Raw genomic sequence first — 18,336 nt, 5'->3', positions numbered from 1 at the left:
CAAGTAGCGGACAGCCCGCGCCACGCCGTACGCTAGCCCCTGCGCGCGCGAGTGGCGGAATTGGCAGACGCGCTGGATTTAGGTTCCAGTGTCCTAGGACGTGGGGGTTCAAGTCCCCCCTCGCGCACAAGATGGGTTCGCTGCCCTCACAGGTCCCGCCCGCAAACGCGATAGAAGCTGCCTCGAACGCGGGGCGGTTTCTATCGCGTTTGGCAGTTTCCGGTGCTTTTGCGGGACGGGCAGGCGCGCGGCACTGGCCCACCAGCCGCCAGCAGAAATCTGCGAGCGAAAGTCAACAAATCACGCCCCAGAATCGGACATTTGTTGACTTTCGCTCGCAGATTCGGAGGCAGCCCCACCCCACTCACCGCTCGCGAGTCCGCGGCCCCGGATCAACCGTGCTATCGAGCAGCGCCTTGGGCCGGGAGAGCACGATCTCGCGGAACCAGTTGCGGACGGTGAGGTAGGCACCAGCGTCGGAGTTGGCTTCCGCGCCGAGGGTGTGGATGCCTTGTTCCTCGCAGAGCGCGACGGCTCGCCGCAGGTGGAAGTCCTGGGTGACGACGGTGGCGTTGTTGATGCCGAACACGTCGTGGGCGCGGGCGCACGTGTTGTAGGTGGTCACGCCGTGGCGGTCCTTGGTGATCGCCTCCGCATCGATTCCTTGCTCGATGAGGTAGTCGTGCATGGCGGCGACCTCGTTGCCCTTCTTCGACGCGGCGTGCCCGGAGATGAGCACCTGTGCCGCGCGATCCTCCTGCATGATGCCGATGGCGGTGTCGAGGCGTTCGCGCAGGTAGTCCGAGGGTTCGCCGTCGCGCACGCGGTCACCGAGGACGATGACCCACTGCTGCGGGGTTGCGGTCTCGATGCGTGAGCGGCTCTGCCACTGCACCCACGCGCTCGAAGCCGCGATGATGAGGACGAGCCCCAGGATTCCGATCAGGATGGTTCGTCGCAGGAGTCGTCGCACGGCAGCGAGCATATCCGCTGCGACCGATAATGCTGGTACGCGTCCGGCAATGTGTTGCCCCGGTCGGCTCGGACGGTCAGGGCCGGGGCTGGCAGGTTTCCTCCGGCGTCGAACCCGCCGACTCCGCGATCGCTATCGGATAGCCTGCTTCCGCTTGTCGAATGGTCCGGCACGTCCGCAGCGCCAAGGAGCATCCTGTGAATCCCCCACCGTCGCGTCGCCGAGCTACTCCGCCATCCTGGTCGACATACCGGCAATCCATCGGTGACAGATCCGAGCTGTTCGCTGGCATCGCGGATGCGTGGTCGCCAGCACGGGCGCTCTACCTGGGCAGCTATCTCGACGCGTCTCCCTCAACTGCTATCGCGTCGGTCATTTACGTTGATCTGAATCGTCGCGCGGCCCGCTATTTCGCCGATGAGGAACGCGTAGCCGCCGAGCTGAAGGGCCACCTGCACCGGATCAGCTCTCCCGAGGTGCGATTCGTCCATGCCGACTACACGAAGCCGCTTCCTGTGCCCGAGGCCAGTTTCGACCTTGTCATTTCCCTCTACGCGGGGCCGGTCTGGGGCCAATGCGACCAGTACTTCGCGCCACGCGGCCTGTTCCTGGCGAACGCGAGCCACGGTGATGCCAGCCTTGCCGCGCTCGATCCACGTCTCGAACTGGTGGCCGCCGTTCATTCCCGCGACGGGAGATTCCGCATCGACCGCGATCAGCTGGACAGCTACCTGATCCCGAAGAAGCCAGCGGACGCTGACCCGGCTCTCATCCGCAGCAGGGGCCGGGGCATCGCCTATACCCGGTCCGCTTTCGCCTACCTCTTCCGGTACGCGCCCGCTGGGTGATCCCGCCTGCCGAAATGGCCGCCGACGTTTTTTGTCAGACCTCCCCCGTACACTGACGAATGCTTCACGAGATGCAGCCGCCAAGCCCCGACTGGGTTGCAGGCCAACCCCATGCTCATGGGTGGCTCGGGTGAGGAAGCGGCCTCGCGTCGACCGGCGCGCGGCAGGAGCTGGCCCCTGAGGGCCCTGGATCGAGGAGTTCTCGATGTCTGACGACTTTCACGCCACACCTGAACCCGACGGCACCCCGGCAAAGGAAGTCGCTGTGGTCCGCATCGGCAGCGGCGTCCCCGGATGCCGCTTGTACCAGAGCGGGCACGTCGTGCACTGGATCCACGCGCGCAAGGCGTTCGAGGACAAGCATCCCGTCGAGGTGACGGCGAACGTCGATGACGACGACCAGATTGTCATTACGAAGGACGATGAGGTTTTCCGCTTCCGCAACCACAACCCGGACGCCGTCGCGGCCGCGCTGTTTCTCTCCGACGGTCAAGCATGGTGGAAGACGCGCTGGGGAATCCTCGAGGTCCGCAGCCCAGAAGGTGGCCACGCCTACTTCAACATCGCCGACCCCAGCATCTGGAATCCCTGCGACTACCTGAGGAACCGGCGCTAGCCACTCCACCGGCCAGTCGCCCCAAACGAGCCACCGGCGCAAACCCTCCACAAGCGCGGCTTCGCCATGCCCGCACGACGCGAAAGGCACCCCATGAAAGTCTTCTACTCGCCCCGCTACATCGCCTCCGAGGAAAGTTTCGACACCGTCGCGAAATCCGGATGGATCGCCGAGTCCCTCGCATCGAGCCCCATCGACGGCGTGCAGATCGCAATGCCAGCCCCGATCACTCCCGCCGACCTCGAGGGCGCGCACGACCCCGGCTATATCGACGCGCTCCGCACCGGACGGCCCCGCGTGGTCGCCGAATCGCAGGGACTCACCTGGGATCCGGGCCTGTGGACATCCATCTCCGCATCGACCGGCGGGGTGGTCGCGGCCGCGCTGACCGCGCTCGAGGAAGGCTCGGCTGGCTCGCTATCGTCCGGGCTGCACCACGCCCGCCGCGATCGGGGCAGCGGCTTCTGCAGCGTCAACGGCCTCGCGGTCGCGGCCGAGGCAGCACTTCGGGAGGGAGCGTCAACGGTGGCGATCCTCGACCTCGACGCGCATTGCGGCGGCGGAACGGCCTCCATCATCAGCACCGATCCGCGGATCACGCAGCTCGACGTTTCGGTGTCCTCGTTCGATTCCTACACCGATACCGGCAACTCGACGCTGTGGCTGGTCGACCACGCCGACCTCTACCTCGGCCGCGTCGCGCATTCGCTTGAACAGCTGAAAAGCCTCCAGCCCGACCTGCTGCTCTACAACGCGGGCATGGATCCGCACGAGGACTGCAGCATCGGCGGGCTGCGGGGAATCACCAGCGATATCCTCGCCGAGCGCGAGCGCCTCGTGTTCGAGTCCTGCGCGCGGGAATCCCTCCCCGTTGCATTCGTCCTCGCGGGCGGCTACATCGGCAGCCGTCTCACGGCCGACGAGCTCGTCGATCTGCACCGGCTCACCATCGCGGCGGGCGCGGTGGCTGCACGAACCAGGCCGAGCGGTCCCCCCGCACCTGCGTGAGCGTGGCCACAGCGTTGGTGCCGGTACCGTGGTGGTGTGGCTGGCACCTCTCCTTCTCGTTCGCGTCGCGTCGCGTTGATCGTTTTCGTGGTGATCGCTGCTTCCGCGTGCCTGATCCTGGGGTTGTGGCAGTGGCAGCGCTATGACTCGATGTCGGGCTCGGCGCAGAACCTGGGGTATGCGTTGCAGTGGCCGTTGTTCGCGGGGTTCTTCGTTTATGCGTATCTCCGGTTCGTCCGGCTCGAGCGCGGCGAGGTTGATCCGCGCGCCGACGAACTGCGGGAGATCCCGGAGGACCTGCTGCCACAGCGCCCGCGCGCCGAGGCTCGGTCGGACGTGGATGATCCGCAGTTGCGGGAATACAACCGCCTGCTTGCCGAGCTCGCCGGGGAGCAGCCCCGGACTTCTGACGAAAGGAACAGGGAGTGACTGCTCCGACGAGCACGTTGCCGCAGCATATTGGCTCGGCGCTCACCCGCTATCGGGTGCTGGCGATCACCACGGGCATCTGGTTGCTGGTGCTGACGGTGGAGATGATCGCGAAGTACATCCTGAAGCTCGACATGCCGGGGTGGGCGTCGATCATCCCGGTGGTGCATGGCTGGGTGTATTTCGTGTTCCTTCTGGTGACGCTGGATCTGGCGGTGAAGGCGCGCTGGCGTCCCGTGCCGACGCTGGGGGTGCTGCTCGCGGGCACGATCCCGTTCCTGTCGTTCATCGTGGAGCACAAGGTGACACGCAGGACCCGCGCGGGGCAACGATTGTGACTCGTCGCGGACGGCGCCTTTGACATCGCGGTGGCGGCGGGCTATTCAAGAGAGCATGATGATCCGTCGCTCCGGGACAGCGATCGTGGTAGCGGGCACGCTGGCCGTGGCAGGGTGCGCTAGCGAGGACACTGCCCCCAGCGATGCCCCGCCGACCACGGTGGCCGTGTCGATCCCGCCCGCTACCTCCACCGCGCCCGCGCCGGAGCCGCCGGAGGAGCCGGAGGCCGCCACCACGATCAATGACTATCTCGGCGAGCAAGGCATTGGCCGCACCCCCCTGCCGCCGGGCAGCGGCACGGGGCCGATCGTGGAGTTCGATGTGCCGGAGGGCTGGGAGCCAGCCGATCCCGCCACGTACCCGCAAGCCCATTTCGTGGCGCTGGGCACCGAGTGGTTCTACGAGGCGGATCCGGGCCCGCTGCCCACAGCTGTCCTCACCGTGCAGCGCCTCGATCGTGTGGTGCCTGCCGAGGAGCTCCTCGAGCATGCCGATGGCGCGTTGCGCAACCTCCCCGAGTTCGAGATCGCTCTCGATGACGAGGACACCGTGGTGGGCGGCTTCCCGTCGTACGCGGTGTCGGGCGAGTTCCGTGACAGCGAGCATGGCTACATGGCGGTGGTGGAACGCACGGTCGTCGCTGATATCGACGACACGACCTATGTGGTGCAGCTGCGGGTGAGTTCCCTGTCCCGCGATGCGGAGGCCATCGCCCCTACAGTGCAGGAGATCGACGGTTCCCTGCGCATCGAGCCACGCGCGCCCGAGGAGCCGGGCGCGCCGGCGGAGGTCCCGCAGGACGGTGGAGTGGACGAGACCGTGGACGAGGGCGAGTAGCCCGCATCGCCCCGCCCACGGGCCCACCGATGTTCAGGTCAGGACGCCGCCCACGCCGCGATAGAGGGCAAGAGCTGAGCCAGTGCCCGGCCACGATGCGATACTGCGTCCTTCTCGTGCGGTGATAGCTCGGCCGCGGTGTGATCCGCCAGCACGGGATGCACCGGATCCTCCCCCACCAGCGGGATGAACACTGGATCGTAGCCAAAGCCACCCTCGCCGCGAGCCTCGCGCGCGATGGCTCCGCGCCAGGTCCCGCGCTCCACGGCCTCGGTGCCATCGGGCAGCACCAGCGCGCAGGCCGACACGAACGCCGCGGAGCGGCGCTCGTCGGGAACATCCCGCAACTGGGCCAGCACGAGAGCGGTGTTGGCGGCGTCATCCCCGTGATCGCCGCTCCACCGCGCCGACAGGACCCCTGGCATGCCGTGCAGGGCGTCGATCTCCAGCCCGGAATCATCCGCGACGCACGCCAGGCCCGTCGCGGCCACCGCATCGCGGGTCTTGGCGAGCGCGTTCTGCTCGAACGTCTCCCCTGGCTCCGGGGCCTCGGGGAACTCCGGCACGTCCCGCCGGCTCACCAGCTCGATACCCGTGATCCCGGCTGCATCGAGCATGCGGCGCAGCTCGCCGAGCTTCTTGGCGTTACGGCTCGCTACCAGCAGGGTCTTCGTGGTGCCTGGTCCCGTGCTCATTTGTGGCCGAAGGCCTTCTTCTTCGCTGCGCTCGGGCTCGGGAGCGGAAGCTCGCCCGGGTAGGCCGCGGAGAGGGCCTCCCGCTGGATCTCCACGAGCTCGGCGCAGCCCTTCAGCGCGAGATCGAGCAGCGCATCGAGGGTGGACCGCGGGAACGTGGCGCCCTCGCCCGTGCCCTGGATCTCCACGAAGGTGCCCGCATCGGTGGCGACCACGTTGAGATCGACCTCGGCGCGGGAATCCTCCTCGTACGGCAGGTCCAGGCGCACCCGGCCGTCGATCACGCCCACGCTCACCGCCGCGATGGAGCACGAGAGCGGCTTCGGATCGATCAGCGCGTCCGCCGCGCCCAGGTAGGTGATCGCGTCATGCAGCGCCACGAAGGCACCGGTGATCGCGGCGGTGCGGGTTCCGCCGTCGGCCTGCAGCACGTCGCAGTCGACGGTGATGGTGCGCGGGCCAATGGCCTTGAGGTCGATGCAGGCCCTGAGGGACCGTCCGATGAGCCTGCTGATCTCCTGGGTGCGGCCCCCGACCTTGCCGCGCACCGACTCGCGACCGCTGCGGGAGTGCGTCGCCGCGGGAAGCATGGCGTACTCGGCGGTCAGCCAGCCCTCGCCGTTGCTTTCCTTCCAGCGCGGCACGCCCTCGATGATGCTGGCGGTGCACATGACGCGGGTCTTGCCGAACTCCACGAGCACCGAGCCCGCGGGATGGTCGGTGAAGCCCCGGGTGATCCGGATCGGGCGTAGTTCGTCGTCTGCTCTGCCGTCTGCTCGTCTGCTCACGCCTTCGAGACTAGCGGCTTCCCCACCGGTAGTTCACGCGCGACGCTGCGCGGGCGTCAGGTCAGGTCATGGATCCCTTGACGAGACGGGCCTGGGCCACATCGAACTGGTCGTCGGGCTTGACGACGTGGATGGGCCCGCCGAACTCGGCCTTTGCCTCCGCGAGCACGTCATCGGCGGAGGTCCACGGCGGGATGTGCGTGAGCAGCAGCGCGCCGACGCCGGTCTCGCGGGCGAGCTTTCCCGCTTCGGTGCCCGAGAGGTGAACTCCTATGGGCCGGTCGGGCGAATGCGTCCACGATGCCTCGCACAGGAAGAGGTCCGCGCCCGCGGCGAGCTCTCGCACTTGCTCGCACACCCCGGTATCGCCACTGACCGCGAGCACTGATCCGTCGGACGCGGTGATGCGGAACCCGTAGGACTCCGGGGGGTGGTAGACCCTTCGCGGCAGCACGGTGAGGCTGCCGAACTTGACTGCCTCGCCGTCGAGCCAGGTGCGCACATCAAGGACGTCGGAGAGATCGTCGATATGCCCGCCCACCTCGGAGGACGCGGCTCCGATCCGCACGGCCGTGTCGGTGGGCCCGTAGACGAGCGCCCGTCCCGATGGGGGCTCGGGGTGGTAGCGACGCCATACCAGCAGGCCAGGGATGTCCAGGCAGTGATCGGCATGCAAGTGCGACAGCATGAGGTTCGCCTCGCCCGGATCGACATACCGCTGCAGCGCACCGAGCACCCCGCCACCGAAGTCGAGCACCAGTGGCGCGGTGTCCTCCGCCGTGATGAGGTACCCCGACGCCGGCGAGCTCGGGCCCGTGACGCTCCCGGAGCAGCCAAGAACGGTAATGCGCATGCCCCTAATGCTGCCATGCCGCACGAATTCACAATTGGCTTCTCTGGCGTTTTCTGGGCGCTGAGGCGATAACTAGGCCAACTCGTGACGCTTCGATCGCCGAATCCGAATGATTCCGTTACGTGGCGAAATGACGGTATGCGCACGAGAGCATACTCATTGCCAGAGCAAGCAATACCGGGAATCGTTGTGCTGCAATGCTTTCGCCGATTCGATCGGTGGCGGGCAGCGATTGGGGGGTCTCGCGGCGGTAGGCGAGCCGGGTGCGCTTGGCGCGCGGCTTTGCCTGGACGCCGACGCCGGAAGTGTGCGGTTCTGCACCCTCGCAGGGCGGTGTCGGGGTACAAGACCGCACACTTTCGGCGGTAGGGCCGGGCCGGGATGGCCGCCCGCTAGATGTGCTGCACCACGGGAATCGACGGGCCGAGGAAGCGGGCGGCGAGCCGGCTGAAGCGCTCGGGGTCGCCGGTGGCGAGGAACTCCCGGCGCGGTGGCGCACCGGGGTGGGGACGCAGCAGGTCACGCTCGGTGAGCACGCGGAAGACATCCTTTGCGGTCTCCTCAGCGCTCGATACGAGCGTCACGTCATCGCCCATCGCGAGCTGGATCACGCCCGAGAGCAGCGGATAGTGGGTGCAGCCAAGGATCACGGTATCCACCCCGTCGCGCTGCAGCGGCTCGAGATAGCCCTGGGCGAGCTGCATCACCTGGCGGCCACTGGTGATGCCGCGCTCCACGAAGTCCACGAAGCGCGGGCACGCGACGGCACTGACGTCGATATCGCGGGCGGCGGCGAACCCGTCCTCATAGGCGCGCGACGAGATGGTGGCTTGCGTGCCGATCACGCCGATGCGCCCATTGTGGGTGGCCTTCACGGCGCGGCGCACCGCCGGCAGGATCACCTCCACGACGGGTATCGAGTAGCGCTCCCGCGCGTCGCGCAGGTAGGCCGCCGAGGCGGTGTTGCAGGCGATGACGAGCACTTTCGCGCCGCGCTCGACGAGGTCGTCGGCGATGACGGTGGAGTGCGCGCGCACCTCGGGGATGGTGAGGGGCCCATAGGGGCCGTTGGCGGTATCGCCGATGTAGATGATGTTCTCATCGGGCAAGAGGTCGATGATGGCGCGGGCGACCGTGAGCCCGCCTACGCCGGAGTCGAAGATCCCGATCGGGGACTCGGGGCCCGGCGCATCCACGATGGGCGATCCGGCTATACGTGTCTTCGGCGATCCGCTGGCGTTCACCACGTCATTCCATCGCGGGGCATCGGTCGCTGTCGAGCGGCGCGCCGTTGCTCGCGCTCGTGGGACGTGACATACCAGGCAGCGACCAGTCCGCCGATGGCGCCGAAGAGGTGCCCCTGCCAGGAGACGTTCGGCTGGCCCGGCAGCACGCCCCAGAAGAGCCCGCCGTAGAGGAACACCACGGCCACCCCGACGGCGATCTGCACGGCGTTGCGGCTGAAGAAGCCCTGCGCGACGAGGAAGGCGAGCCAGCCGAACACGATGATCGACGCTCCGATATGCACGCCGCTGCCACCGATGAGCCATGTCCCGGCCCCGCCGACGATCCAGATGATGGCGGTCGCTGTGATCGCCCGGCGCAGCGCGCCGAGGAACACGAGGAAGCCCAGCACCAGCAGCGGCACGGAGTTGGCCACCAGGTGCGCCCAGTCGTAGTGGATCAGGGGCGCCACGAGGATGCCGCTGAGCCCGTCGGAGTCCAGCGGGCGGATCCCGGCCTGGTTGAAGCGCTGGTTCAGCAGTGTGTCGATGAGCTCGATGACGAACAGCAGGGCAACAAATCCCCCGGAGAATGTGGCCGCGCGCAGCCACGGGGATGGGGCAGGCGTTCTCGGCATGGGCGCGCTATGGCTGTAGGTCATGGTCCCCTCCCGTCTCGTTCGCCGTTCCCGCCACCATCGTGGTGTAGGCAGGGATGCCCGCGACCGGCGTCGCCGCGAGCACGGCGTGCACCACGGCACGCTCCACGCACGACGCCGCGGCGGCGGACAGCTCCGCGAGAACGGCTGTTCCTCCCGGTATACCTGCGGGCAGCGCGGCTGTCACGCCGGGCGGGGGCGCGGCCGTGCCGGTGGCCACCGCGAAGATCGTGTCGCCATCGAGCGGGGAGTGCGACGGCCGGATCGCCCGCGCGAGCCCCGCTTGCCCTGCCACGGCGAGGCGGTGGCAGCCTGCCTTGTCGAGCGCCGCGTCGGTGGCGACCACGCCGATAGTGGTGTTGAGCACTGTTCCCTTCGCCCCGAGCTCCCGCAGCGCGGCGATCTGCTCGGGGGTGGGGCGCGGGATCGCGAACTCGTCCCCGATCCCGGCTGCAATGCCCCTGGGCGATCCCGTTGCCGGATCGATCACCGATCCCACGGGGTTCGCCACCACCAGCGCGCCCACGGTGAGCCCCTCGGCCGGACCACTGCCCAGGCGAACGCTCGCGGTTCCGACGCCGCCCTTGAGCGCCCCCGCCCGCGCGCCGGTCCCCGCGCCCACCGAGCCCGTCGCCACGTCGAGCGCGGCAGCGGCCGCGGCCTCGTGTCCTGCTTGCGCTCCCGGCCGGTTGGCCCAGGCACCCACGGGCAGGTCAAAGATCACGGCCGCGGGAACGATCGGCACCACGGCTCCCTCGCCGCCTATCCGCAGGCCGTGCCCGTGCTGCTCGAGCCACTGCATCACGCCATCCGCGGCAGCGAGGCCGTACGCGCTTCCCCCGGCGAGCACGATGCCATGCACGTGCTGAACAGTGTTGTGCGGGGCCAGGAGGTCGGTCTCCCGGGTGCCAGGGCCACCGCCGCGCACATCGACGCTGGCTGTCGCGCCCGCCGTGGCAAGGACGACCGTCGCGCCCGTCGCCCAGCCCGCTCCCAGCGCGGCATCCTCGAGGCGTGTCCACTGCCCCACGAGGAGGCCCTCGACGTCGGTGATGCTGTTGCGCGGCCCCGGCGTCGCTGGGCGCGGCACCATCTAGTGCTGCCCGGCCAGGGCGACGATCAGCGCGTCCTGCATCCACGTCAGCCAGTGGTAAACGCCCAGCTGCGGCGCGCGCGGGTCCTCGGGATCGATCTCCTCGGCCATCTCGTCGTGCACGTCGAGCACCGTGCCGAGCGCGAGGCGGGCATCGTTGATCGCCGCGATCCACCCCTCGGCCTGGGCGGTGGTCAGGGAGATCTTGCCCCCCTCGGCGGGCAGCGTGTCGAGCAGCGCCTTCGCTGCGGCCTTCTTGTCGTCGATGATCTCCGGCTCGTTGAGGCTCCGCAGGGCGCCATTGAGCTCGGCGACGCCCGCCGCATCGAGTTCCTTGTCCTGATGGTCGGGATCGTGGCGGCAGAAATCGGGCAGCAGCCGGGCAACAACAGCATTCGTGGGTGGCGCGCTGTTGCCCGAGCGCATTCCCGTCAGCTCCTCGAGCTCATCGTGGGGTGAATCGGACACCCGCTCGTCGAGCATCGCCACCACGGAATGGATGACCGACCGCAGCACCTTCGCCTCATGCGGATCCAGCTGCGACCGGATACGGACCCCGCTGAGCGTGTTCTTCCGGGACCAGGACTGCACTGGATATCGACTTCCTTCGACTCTCGACGGCTCGCCACGCGACACCGCGCGACGTCACGACTCGTGCTGCATCGTTGCCCACAGGCCAGCGGCATGCAGCTTGCGCACATCCGCCTCGACCTTCTCCCGCGTTCCGGAGGAGACAACGGCCTTGCCCTCGGTGTGGACCTTCATCATCAGCTCGGTCGCCTTCTGGCGGCTATACCCGAAGATCTTCTGCAGCACATAGGTGACGTACTGCATCAGGTTCACCGGGTCGTCCCACACGATGGTCACCCACGGACGCTGGCTCGCCTCATCCGTGTTCTCCACGGCCAGCCCCCCGGGCGTGGCCTGGGGCTCGGTCTCCATCGGAACAGGCATACGACCAGGGTACGACGACGCCCGCGGGCGCCACTAGGCGACCGGCCAACAATCCCACCTCCCGGACCACGGCCACGCTGTCCATGGGCTGCCCCCGGGCCGACCATCGCACTACGGTGGAGGACGTGACCACCTCGCTCGCGTCCACGGCCCTGCGCACCGACCAGTACGAGCTGACCATGCTCGCCGCCGCGCTGCACGATGGCAGTGCCCACCGCCGCTGCACCTTCGAGGTCTTCGCCCGCAAGCTCCCCGATGGCCGCCGCTACGGCATCGTCGCCGGGACCGAGCGCGTGCTCGATGCCGTGCGGGCGTTCCGCTTCACCGACGACGACCTCGCCTCCGTATCCCGGTTCCTCGACGCCAGCACCGTCGAGTGGCTGCGCGACTACCGGTTCAGCGGCACCATTACCGGCTTCCCTGAGGGCGAGCTGTACTTCCCCGGCTCCCCCATCCTTTCCGTCACCGGCACCTTCGCCGAATGCGTCCTGCTCGAGACGATCACCCTGTCCATCCTCAACCACGACAGCGCCATCGCCTCCGCCGCGGCCCGCATGGTCACCGCCGCCGACGGGCGCCCGCCCATCGAGATGGGCTCCCGCCGCACCCACGAGGAGGCCGCCGTCGCCGCGGCCCGCGCCGCCTACATCGCCGGGTTCACCGCCACCTCCAACCTCGAGGCAGCCCGCCGCCACGGGGTGCCCAGCGCCGGCACCAGCGCGCACGCCTTCACCATGGTGCACACCACCGCTGACGGCCCCGACGAGGCCGCCGCCTTCCGCGCCCAGGTGGCCACGCTCGGCACCGGCACCACCCTGCTCGTGGACACCTACGACATCACCGAGGGCGTCCGCACTGCTATCGACATCGCGGGGACCGGCCTCGCCGCGGTACGCATCGACTCCGGTGACCTCGGCCCGCTCGCCCGGCAGGTCCGCGAGCAGCTCGACTCCCTCGGCGCCACCAGCACCAAGATCGTCGTCTCCGGCGACCTCGACGAGCACGCCATCGCCGCGCTGCGCGCCGACCCCGTCGATTCCTACGGCGTCGGCACCTCCCTCGTCACCGGATCCGGAGCCCCCACCGCCGGCATGGTGTACAAGCTCGTCGAGGTCGATGGCGTGCCCGTGGCCAAGCGCAGCAGCAACAAGGAGACCATCGGTGGCGCGAAGTCAGCGCTGCGGATCGCGCGCCCCACCGGCACGCTCGTCGAGGAAGTCATCCACCCCGCCACGCTGGCCCCGCCACCCCTGCCGCATGCAAGGACCGTCACCCGGGTGTTCCTCGAGGGTGGCGAGCGCGCCGCCGCTCGCGTCACACTGGAAGAGGCACGCGAGAACACCCGGAAGGGATTGCGGTCCCTGCCGTGGGAGGGGCTCGCGCTCTCCCGCGGCGAGCCCGCCATCCCCACCCGGTTCCTGAGCGAGGAGGACCATCGATGACGAACCACCAGGACGCACCGGCCCCGGAGCAGCGCGCGCTCATCGTCGTCGACGTCCAGAACGACTTCTGCGAGGGCGGCTCCATGGGCGTCGATGGCGGTTCCGCTACGGCGGGCGAGATCTCCGCGCTCATCGCGGATTCCGCCGACCGCTATGGCGCGATCGTTGCCACCCGGGACTACCACATCGACCCCGGGGCGCACTTCCCCAATGACCCCGACTTCATCGACACCTGGCCCGTGCACTGCAAGGTCGGCACCACCGGAGCCGAGTTCCACCCCAACCTCGACCTCCACAGTGTCGAGGAAGTCTTCTCCAAGGGCGCCTACACCGCCGCCTACTCCGGCTTCGAGGGCGCGAGCGCCGACGACACCAGCCTCGCCGACTGGCTCCGCGCGCGCGGCATCACCAGCGTTGACATCGTCGGCATCGCCACCGACCACTGCGTGCGCGCCACCGCCCTCGACGCCGCGCGCGAGGGCTTCGACACCACCATTCTTCTCGACTACACCGTCGGAGTAGCCGCGAGCAGCATCGACACCGCTCTGGAGCAGTTGCGCGGCGAAGGAGTTGCTCTCGACGGACGACCGGGCGCCGCGGCCGGGGTGGCGCGCTGAGCACTGCGCCACCGGCGCGCCCCCGACGGCTTTAGGGACCAGCCCCCGCCACGGGTACCCTCGGTGCGTGCCCGAACCGGCGACCACCTCCACCACCACCCTGCTGCACCATGCCGTCACCGCGCTCGGCGGGACCGAGCGGGACGGCCAGGTACGCATGGCCAACGCCGTCGCCCACGCCATCGACATCGGCGAGCACCTCGCCGTGCAGGCTGGCACCGGAACCGGCAAATCGCTCGCCTACCTCGTCCCCGTCATCGAGCACGCGGTGCGCACCGGCAAGACCGCCATCGTCTCCACCGCCACCATCGCCCTGCAGAAGCAGCTCATCGACCGCGACCTGCCCCGCCTAGTCGAGGCCCTCGCCCCGCACCTCGGCCGCACGCCCGAGTTCGCGATCCTCAAGGGCCGCAACAACTACCTGTGCCTCAACAAGCTGCACAACACCCCAGACGAGCCCGACGACGAGCCCGACGAGCTGTTCGATGCGTTCGCCGTCTCCCGCCTCGGCCGCGACGTCCGCCGCATCCACGACTGGGCCGAGACCACCGACATCGGCGACCGCGAGGAGATCACCCCCGGAGTGATGGACCAGGCGTGGCGGCAGGTCAGCGTCACCTCCCGCGAATGCCTCGGCGCCGCCCGCTGCCCCATCGGCGAGGATTGCTTCGCCGAGCGCGCCCGCGCCCAGGCCGCGCACGTCGACGTTGTCGTCACCAACCACGCGCTCCTCGCGATCGGAGCCCTCTCCGACGCGCAGATCCTCCCCGACCATGATGTGGTCGTCATCGACGAGGCGCACGAGCTCGTCGACCGCGTCACCGGGGCAGCGGCCGCCGAGCTGACCGCCCGCACCATCGTCGCGGCCGTCCGCAAGTGCGCCAAGCTCATCGACGAACGTGATTCCGATCAGTTGCACTCCGCCTCCGACAACCTCGGCGACGTCCTCGACAGCATCCCCGCCGGGCTGTGGGAAACCCTGCCGCATGGCACCGAGTACGCCCTCGCCGCCGTCCGCGACGCCGCCTGGAACGCCCGCACCGCCGTCGGCCCCATGCGATCCGCCGGCAACGCCGAGCCCGAGGCCCTCGGCGCCCGCGCCGCCGCGCTCTCCGCGCTCGACGAGATCCACGACACTGTCGTCCGCATCCTCGAGAACTTCGGCGAGCCCGACGCCGCCAAGCGCCGCGACGTCGTCTGGATCACCGCCGACGACCGCCGCGGAGCCATCCTGCACGTGGCCCCCCTCTCCGTCGCTGGGCTGCTACGCTCCAGCCTCTTCGCCGACGCCACCGTCATCCTCTCCTCCGCCACCCTCGCCATCGGCGGAGCCTTCGACGCCCTCGCCCGTACCTGGGGACTGCCCGTCACCAGCAACACCCCCGGCGAGACCACCCGCGACGCCGACCCGGCGCTGGCCACCGGGAAAGAAGCACCGAGCGACACCCAGGCGCTGCGCTGGTCCAGCCTCGACGCTGGCTCCCCCTTCGACCATGGCCGATCCGGCATCCTCTACGTCGCCAGCCACCTGCCCGCGCCCGGCCGCGACGGACTGCCACCCGCCTACATCGACGAGATCGTTGACCTCATCACCGCGAGCGGCGGACGCGCCCTCGGCCTGTTCTCCTCCATGCGAGCCGCCCGCGAAGCTACCGAGCAAGTCCGCGAACGCATCGACACGCCCGTGCTCTGCCAGGGCGAGAACGCCACCGGCCAGCTCGTCCGCGAGTTCGCCGCCAACGAGGAGACCTCCCTCTTCGGCACCCTGTCCCTCTGGCAGGGCGTCGACGTGCCCGGCCCCTCCCTCTCGCTAGTCATCATGGACCGCATCCCCTTCCCACGCCCCGACGACCCCCTGCGGAGGGCCCGCCAGCGTGCCATCGAGTCCCGCGGCGGCAACGGCTTCATGAGCGTCGCCGCGTCCCACGCCGCGCTGCTGCTCGCCCAGGGAGCCGGGCGGCTACTGCGCTCCGTCGACGACAAGGGCGTCATCGCCATCCTCGATCCGCGCTTCGCCACCGCCCGCTACGGCGGATTCCTGCGCTCCACCCTGCCGCCGTACTGGTCCACGATGGATCGCAGCGTGGCACTCGGTGCGCTCGCCCGAATCCGCGACTCGCGAGGCTAGCTGGGCTAGCTGGGCTAGCTGGGCTAGCTGGGCTAGCTGGGGGCGGCTGGTGGCCACTTCGGCCGCAAAAGCACGGGAAACGGTCAAACGCGATAGAAGCTGACCTGGGATTTCCGCAGCTTCTATCGCGTTTGCAGCCGACGGGCCGACGGGTCGGCGGACGGCGTTTGCAGCAGACGGGCCAGCAGCCCGCCGCGCCCGACGGGCCAGCAGCCCGCCGCGCCCGAGGCCTAGATGCGCACGTTGCGGCCGAGGAAGAACCACAGCAGCGGACCGAGCAGCGGGAACACGAAGATCAGCAGGATCCACACGATCTTGCCCACGCCACTGAGCACGGTGGACGACAACACGCTGACGAGGGCGGCGATGAACAGCACGAGCGCGGCGATCGCCACGACCGCGAGGAGGATTACCAGCCCGATGCTCACCGCGTCGCCGGAGTCGACCTGGGTTGCTTGAGCAAGGATCAGCGTTGTTGTCATGCCCTAGACACTATCGGCGCGGGCGGCTGGTTTCGTCAGCCTCGGGTCGGATCTTGTGCTCATCCTCAAGTAGCAGTCGCCGCCGCTGAGGACGGCCCGGCGCGAGTGCTCGCGAACCGGGCCCTTCGCCCGCAAAAGCACCGGAAACAGCCAAACGCGATAGAAATCGACCAGCGATCTCCGCCGCTTCTATCGCGTTTGCGAGCAGGGGCGGCGCGGAGGGCAAGCGGAGAGCGGAGGGCGAGCGGAGGGCAGGGGCGGAGAGCGGAGAGCGGAGGGCGGCAACAAGCACGCGCGACCAACCGGCAGGCCTACCGCCCCCAGTGAGCGATGACGGTGGCCGATCCGGGCGCGATCTCGGTGAACCCGGCATCGCGCACGACGATGCCCTGCCCCGCCCGGGCGGCTTCGAGAAGCTCTGCCCACCGCGCGGGCCCTGCCTCGATGATGGTGCAACCGTAATCGCGGCGCGCCCATTCCCATGCTTGCTCGGCGGTGAGGGTGGCGCCTAGCAGCATGCTCGCGTGGCCGGCCTGCGCCGCGGCCTTGCCGACGGTCATGCCGAGGGCGGTATTGATCGCAAGGACCGGCTGGGAAGGCCCCAAACGCTTGGTGGCCTCGGGCTCCGGCGGGATGTCAGTGCCGCTGATCTGTAGCTTCTTGATGCGCGGGTCGAGGTCACCGATGCGTCCGGGAACGAGTGCGCGGGCGTGAGCGGTCCCGGCAGTGCTGGTTACACCGGGCACGGATTGCGCGGCATCCCAAGCGGTCCCTCGTGCACGCCGGGCGACCTTGCGGATCCGCGCGCCCATCCAGGCGTGGAGCGGATCATGCCAGGGCCCGCCAAGGCCGGTATCGGGGTGCAGGCATACGGCGATGGCGGAGGCTGCGGCGGCGGCGAGGATCTCGTGCCGGGGTGGTGGATCGGCGCGCGGGATGTGCAGCACCATCTGCATGGCCTGCACCTCGGCGGGGTCGTCGGGGTCGGGCCGATCAATGTGGCGCGCGCGGGGGTGGCAGTGCTCGGCGAGGGCGGCGTGGCGCTCGATGAATCCCGCGTCAATGAATCCGGCGTCGAGGAAGCCAGGGGTGGTCATGGGAGCGGGACGCGCCGGACGACTCCCTCGGCCGCGTCGGCGTGCTCGATCTCGTCGCGGGTGATGCCGAGGATGAACAGGATGGCATCGAGGTAGGGGTGGGTAAGGGATGCGTCGGCGACCTGCTGCAGCGCCGGCTTGGCGTTGAACGCGATGCCCAGCCCGGCGGCCTCGATCATGTCGATGTCGTTGGCGCCGTCACCGACGGCGACGGTCTGCTCGATGGGCACGCCGCGCTGGTCGGCGAATGTCTGCAGCGCGACAGCCTTGGCGGCCCGGTCCACGACGTGACCGACGACGCGCCCGGTGAGGGTGCCCTCGATGATCTCGAGGGTGTTGGCCTCGACGAAGTCGAGCTCGAGCTCGTCGGCGAGGGGCTGGATGACCTGGCGGAACCCTCCGGAGACGACACCGCAGCGGAATCCGAGGCGGCGGAGGGTGCGGATGGTGGTGCGGGCGCCGGGGGTCAGCTCGAGCTGCTGCGAGACTGCCTCGATGACGTTGGCGTCGAGCCCGGCGAGGGCGGCGACGCGCCGGTGCAGGGATTCGGTGAAGTCGATCTCGCCGCGCATGGCCTTCTCGGTGACCGCGCGGACCTCGGCTTCCCGCCCGGCGTGGGCGGCAAGCATCTCGATGCCCTCGCCCTGGATGAGGGTGGAGTCGACGTCGAACACGATGAGCCGCTTGGCGCGGCGAGCGAGACCGCCGCGCTCGACGGCGATATCGACGCCTTCGGCGGCGGAGAGCTCGACGAGGTGGTGGCGGAGGGTGGTGTCGTCGTCGGCGGTGCCGCTGGGGGTGGAGACGTGCAGCTCGAGCCCAGTGAGGGGATAGTCGGCGACGCCCCGGATGGTGTCGATGTTGACGCCGATGCTGGCGAGCTCGCGGGCGATGACCTTGAAGGCGCGGGCGGTGACAGGGCTGCCGAGCACGACGATGGCGTGGGTGGACAGGCTGCGTCGCTCGGTGTGGTCGGCGCCGATCTCGACATCGACGTCGAAGCCGATGGAGGCCATGGCTTGCTCGACCTCGTCCTGGAGCGATTCGGCGTCACCGGGGGTGGTGAGCAGGACCCCGAGGGTGAGGCGGCTACGGATGACGACTTGCTCGACGTCGAGGAGGTTGGTGTCGTGCCGCGAGAGTGCCCCGAAGAGGACGGAGGTGACGCCGGGCTTGTCCCGCCCCGTCACAGTGATCAGGACTGTGGTTTCCCGCGTGGTCACGGTCGTCTCCCCTTTCAGCGCAGTTCGCGCGC

At 69.1% G+C, this 18,336-nt stretch carries 21 protein-coding genes, 1 tRNA gene and 1 riboswitch; of the genes, 10 read left to right on the top strand and 12 right to left on the bottom strand.

The annotated features are described in order from the left end of the window. Nucleotides 1-45: 45 nt before the first annotated feature. Nucleotides 46-127, top strand: a tRNA-Leu gene (locus tag HT102_RS06060). Between the two features lie 237 nt (nucleotides 128-364). Here HT102_RS06060 and HT102_RS06055 read toward each other — a convergent pair. Then, nucleotides 365-973 (bottom strand): SanA/YdcF family protein, encoded by a 609-nt coding sequence (locus tag HT102_RS06055; RefSeq protein WP_333473313.1) that lies wholly within the window; start codon nucleotides 971-973, stop codon nucleotides 365-367. A gap of 197 nt (nucleotides 974-1,170) precedes the next feature. On the opposite strand from HT102_RS06055, the gene HT102_RS06050 reads away from it, so the two are divergent. From HT102_RS06050 to HT102_RS06025, 6 genes are all read left to right on the top strand, one after another. Continuing rightward, nucleotides 1,171-1,821 carry a hypothetical protein gene (locus tag HT102_RS06050; RefSeq protein WP_192038526.1) on the top strand — a complete coding sequence of 217 codons (651 nt, stop codon included), beginning with the start codon at nucleotides 1,171-1,173 and terminating at the stop codon, nucleotides 1,819-1,821. 62 nt (nucleotides 1,822-1,883) lie between these two features. Further along, nucleotides 1,884-1,997: riboswitch (SAM riboswitch) on the top strand. A gap of 29 nt (nucleotides 1,998-2,026) precedes the next feature. Continuing rightward, nucleotides 2,027-2,437: a hypothetical protein gene (locus HT102_RS06045; RefSeq protein ID WP_192038525.1), complete on the top strand. Its 411-nt coding sequence runs from the start codon at nucleotides 2,027-2,029 to the stop codon at nucleotides 2,435-2,437. 93 nt (nucleotides 2,438-2,530) lie between these two features. Continuing rightward, nucleotides 2,531-3,445: an arginase family protein gene (locus HT102_RS06040; protein WP_192038524.1), complete on the top strand. Its 915-nt coding sequence runs from the start codon at nucleotides 2,531-2,533 to the stop codon at nucleotides 3,443-3,445. A gap of 36 nt (nucleotides 3,446-3,481) precedes the next feature. Next, on the top strand, nucleotides 3,482-3,874 hold the full coding sequence (locus HT102_RS06035; protein WP_192038523.1) for a transcriptional regulator: 393 nt from the start codon (nucleotides 3,482-3,484) through the stop codon (nucleotides 3,872-3,874). Beyond that, entirely contained in the window at nucleotides 3,871-4,212 is a 342-nt protein-coding gene (locus tag HT102_RS06030; protein WP_192038522.1) for a DUF3817 domain-containing protein, read from the top strand. Before HT102_RS06035 ends, HT102_RS06030 begins: the two co-directional genes overlap by 4 nt. Before the next feature lie 55 nt (nucleotides 4,213-4,267). Beyond that, nucleotides 4,268-5,050 carry an LpqN/LpqT family lipoprotein gene (locus HT102_RS06025; RefSeq protein WP_192038521.1) on the top strand — a complete coding sequence of 261 codons (783 nt, stop codon included), beginning with the start codon at nucleotides 4,268-4,270 and terminating at the stop codon, nucleotides 5,048-5,050. Nucleotides 5,051-5,088: 38 nt separating this feature from the next. On the opposite strand, the gene HT102_RS06020 is transcribed toward HT102_RS06025, so the two are convergent. From HT102_RS06020 to clpS, 8 genes are all read right to left on the bottom strand, one after another. Continuing rightward, the gene (locus HT102_RS06020) at nucleotides 5,089-5,745 is read right to left on the bottom strand and encodes a non-canonical purine NTP pyrophosphatase (protein WP_192038520.1); all 657 of its coding nucleotides are present in this window, start codon (nucleotides 5,743-5,745) and stop codon (nucleotides 5,089-5,091) included. Continuing rightward, a complete protein-coding gene (gene rph, locus HT102_RS06015; RefSeq protein WP_192038519.1) occupies nucleotides 5,742-6,533 on the bottom strand; it encodes a ribonuclease PH in 792 nt (263 codons plus the stop codon). The genes HT102_RS06020 and rph overlap by 4 nt, the downstream gene beginning before the upstream one ends. Nucleotides 6,534-6,594: 61 nt before the next feature. Then, nucleotides 6,595-7,386: a cyclic nucleotide-degrading phosphodiesterase gene (locus HT102_RS06010; protein WP_192038518.1), complete on the bottom strand. Its 792-nt coding sequence runs from the start codon at nucleotides 7,384-7,386 to the stop codon at nucleotides 6,595-6,597. A 392-nt stretch (nucleotides 7,387-7,778) separates the two neighbouring features. Beyond that, nucleotides 7,779-8,582, bottom strand: coding sequence for a glutamate racemase (gene murI / locus HT102_RS06005; protein ID WP_192038812.1), 804 nt, complete (start codon nucleotides 8,580-8,582; stop codon nucleotides 7,779-7,781). A 44-nt stretch (nucleotides 8,583-8,626) separates the two neighbouring features. Next, entirely contained in the window at nucleotides 8,627-9,271 is a 645-nt protein-coding gene (locus HT102_RS06000) for a rhomboid family intramembrane serine protease (protein WP_192038517.1), read from the bottom strand. Continuing rightward, nucleotides 9,255-10,361, bottom strand: a complete 1,107-nt coding sequence (locus HT102_RS05995; RefSeq protein WP_192038516.1) for a P1 family peptidase — start codon at nucleotides 10,359-10,361, stop codon at nucleotides 9,255-9,257. Before HT102_RS05995 ends, HT102_RS06000 begins: the two co-directional genes overlap by 17 nt. Then, the gene (aosR, locus tag HT102_RS05990; protein WP_192038515.1) at nucleotides 10,362-10,952 is read right to left on the bottom strand and encodes an oxidative stress transcriptional regulator AosR; all 591 of its coding nucleotides are present in this window, start codon (nucleotides 10,950-10,952) and stop codon (nucleotides 10,362-10,364) included. Nucleotides 10,953-11,006: 54 nt separating this feature from the next. Next, nucleotides 11,007-11,303: an ATP-dependent Clp protease adapter ClpS gene (gene clpS / locus HT102_RS05985; protein WP_192038811.1), complete on the bottom strand. Its 297-nt coding sequence runs from the start codon at nucleotides 11,301-11,303 to the stop codon at nucleotides 11,007-11,009. Nucleotides 11,304-11,494: 191 nt separating this feature from the next. On the opposite strand from clpS, the gene HT102_RS05980 reads away from it, so the two are divergent. The 3 genes from HT102_RS05980 (at nucleotide 11,495) to HT102_RS05970 (ending at nucleotide 15,502) form a co-directional block, all read left to right on the top strand. Continuing rightward, nucleotides 11,495-12,757 carry a nicotinate phosphoribosyltransferase gene (locus HT102_RS05980; RefSeq protein ID WP_232845176.1) on the top strand — a complete coding sequence of 421 codons (1,263 nt, stop codon included), beginning with the start codon at nucleotides 11,495-11,497 and terminating at the stop codon, nucleotides 12,755-12,757. Beyond that, on the top strand, nucleotides 12,754-13,374 hold the full coding sequence (locus HT102_RS05975; protein ID WP_192038513.1) for an isochorismatase family protein: 621 nt from the start codon (nucleotides 12,754-12,756) through the stop codon (nucleotides 13,372-13,374). Before HT102_RS05980 ends, HT102_RS05975 begins: the two co-directional genes overlap by 4 nt. A 67-nt stretch (nucleotides 13,375-13,441) precedes the next feature. Continuing rightward, entirely contained in the window at nucleotides 13,442-15,502 is a 2,061-nt protein-coding gene (locus tag HT102_RS05970) for an ATP-dependent DNA helicase (RefSeq protein ID WP_333473311.1), read from the top strand. A 230-nt stretch (nucleotides 15,503-15,732) separates the two neighbouring features. Here HT102_RS05970 and HT102_RS05965 read toward each other — a convergent pair whose 3' ends face one another. The 3 genes from HT102_RS05965 to serB form a co-directional block, all read right to left on the bottom strand. Then, the gene (locus tag HT102_RS05965; RefSeq protein ID WP_192038512.1) at nucleotides 15,733-15,984 is read right to left on the bottom strand and encodes a PLDc N-terminal domain-containing protein; all 252 of its coding nucleotides are present in this window, start codon (nucleotides 15,982-15,984) and stop codon (nucleotides 15,733-15,735) included. A gap of 311 nt (nucleotides 15,985-16,295) precedes the next feature. After that, nucleotides 16,296-17,081 (bottom strand): aminoacyl-tRNA hydrolase, encoded by a 786-nt coding sequence (locus tag HT102_RS05960; protein WP_192038511.1) that lies wholly within the window; start codon nucleotides 17,079-17,081, stop codon nucleotides 16,296-16,298. Continuing rightward, nucleotides 17,078-18,304 carry a phosphoserine phosphatase SerB gene (gene serB, locus HT102_RS05955; protein WP_192038510.1) on the bottom strand — a complete coding sequence of 409 codons (1,227 nt, stop codon included), beginning with the start codon at nucleotides 18,302-18,304 and terminating at the stop codon, nucleotides 17,078-17,080. Before serB ends, HT102_RS05960 begins: the two co-directional genes overlap by 4 nt. Nucleotides 18,305-18,336: the final 32 nt, after the last annotated feature.

The sequence above is a fragment of the Lolliginicoccus lacisalsi genome (assembly GCF_014841105.1).
Taxonomy (GTDB): Bacteria; Actinomycetota; Actinomycetes; order Mycobacteriales; family Mycobacteriaceae; genus Lolliginicoccus; species Lolliginicoccus lacisalsi.
Note: the sequence above shows the minus strand (reverse complement) of the source record. Positions and strands in the feature narration are given on the sequence as shown.

Excerpts from the sequence above, each read along its gene's own strand:
- HT102_RS06000 (WP_192038517.1), bottom strand. The coding sequence starts at position 9,271 with ATGACCTACAGCCATAGCGCGCCCATGCCGAGAACGCCTGCCCCATCC.
- HT102_RS06045 (WP_192038525.1), top strand. The coding sequence starts at position 2,027 with ATGTCTGACGACTTTCACGCCACACCTGAACCCGACGGCACCCCGGCA.
- HT102_RS06020 (WP_192038520.1), bottom strand. The coding sequence starts at position 5,745 with ATGAGCACGGGACCAGGCACCACGAAGACCCTGCTGGTAGCGAGCCGT.
- HT102_RS05975 (WP_192038513.1), top strand. The coding sequence starts at position 12,754 with ATGACGAACCACCAGGACGCACCGGCCCCGGAGCAGCGCGCGCTCATC.
- HT102_RS05980 (WP_232845176.1), top strand. The coding sequence starts at position 11,495 with ATGCTCGCCGCCGCGCTGCACGATGGCAGTGCCCACCGCCGCTGCACC.
- HT102_RS06040 (WP_192038524.1), top strand. The coding sequence starts at position 2,531 with ATGAAAGTCTTCTACTCGCCCCGCTACATCGCCTCCGAGGAAAGTTTC.
- HT102_RS06010 (WP_192038518.1), bottom strand. The coding sequence starts at position 7,386 with ATGCGCATTACCGTTCTTGGCTGCTCCGGGAGCGTCACGGGCCCGAGC.
- clpS (WP_192038811.1), bottom strand. The coding sequence starts at position 11,303 with ATGGAGACCGAGCCCCAGGCCACGCCCGGGGGGCTGGCCGTGGAGAAC.
- HT102_RS06025 (WP_192038521.1), top strand. The coding sequence starts at position 4,268 with ATGATGATCCGTCGCTCCGGGACAGCGATCGTGGTAGCGGGCACGCTG.
- HT102_RS05965 (WP_192038512.1), bottom strand. The coding sequence starts at position 15,984 with ATGACAACAACGCTGATCCTTGCTCAAGCAACCCAGGTCGACTCCGGC.
- HT102_RS05995 (WP_192038516.1), bottom strand. The coding sequence starts at position 10,361 with ATGGTGCCGCGCCCAGCGACGCCGGGGCCGCGCAACAGCATCACCGAC.
- HT102_RS05960 (WP_192038511.1), bottom strand. The coding sequence starts at position 17,081 with ATGACCACCCCTGGCTTCCTCGACGCCGGATTCATTGACGCGGGATTC.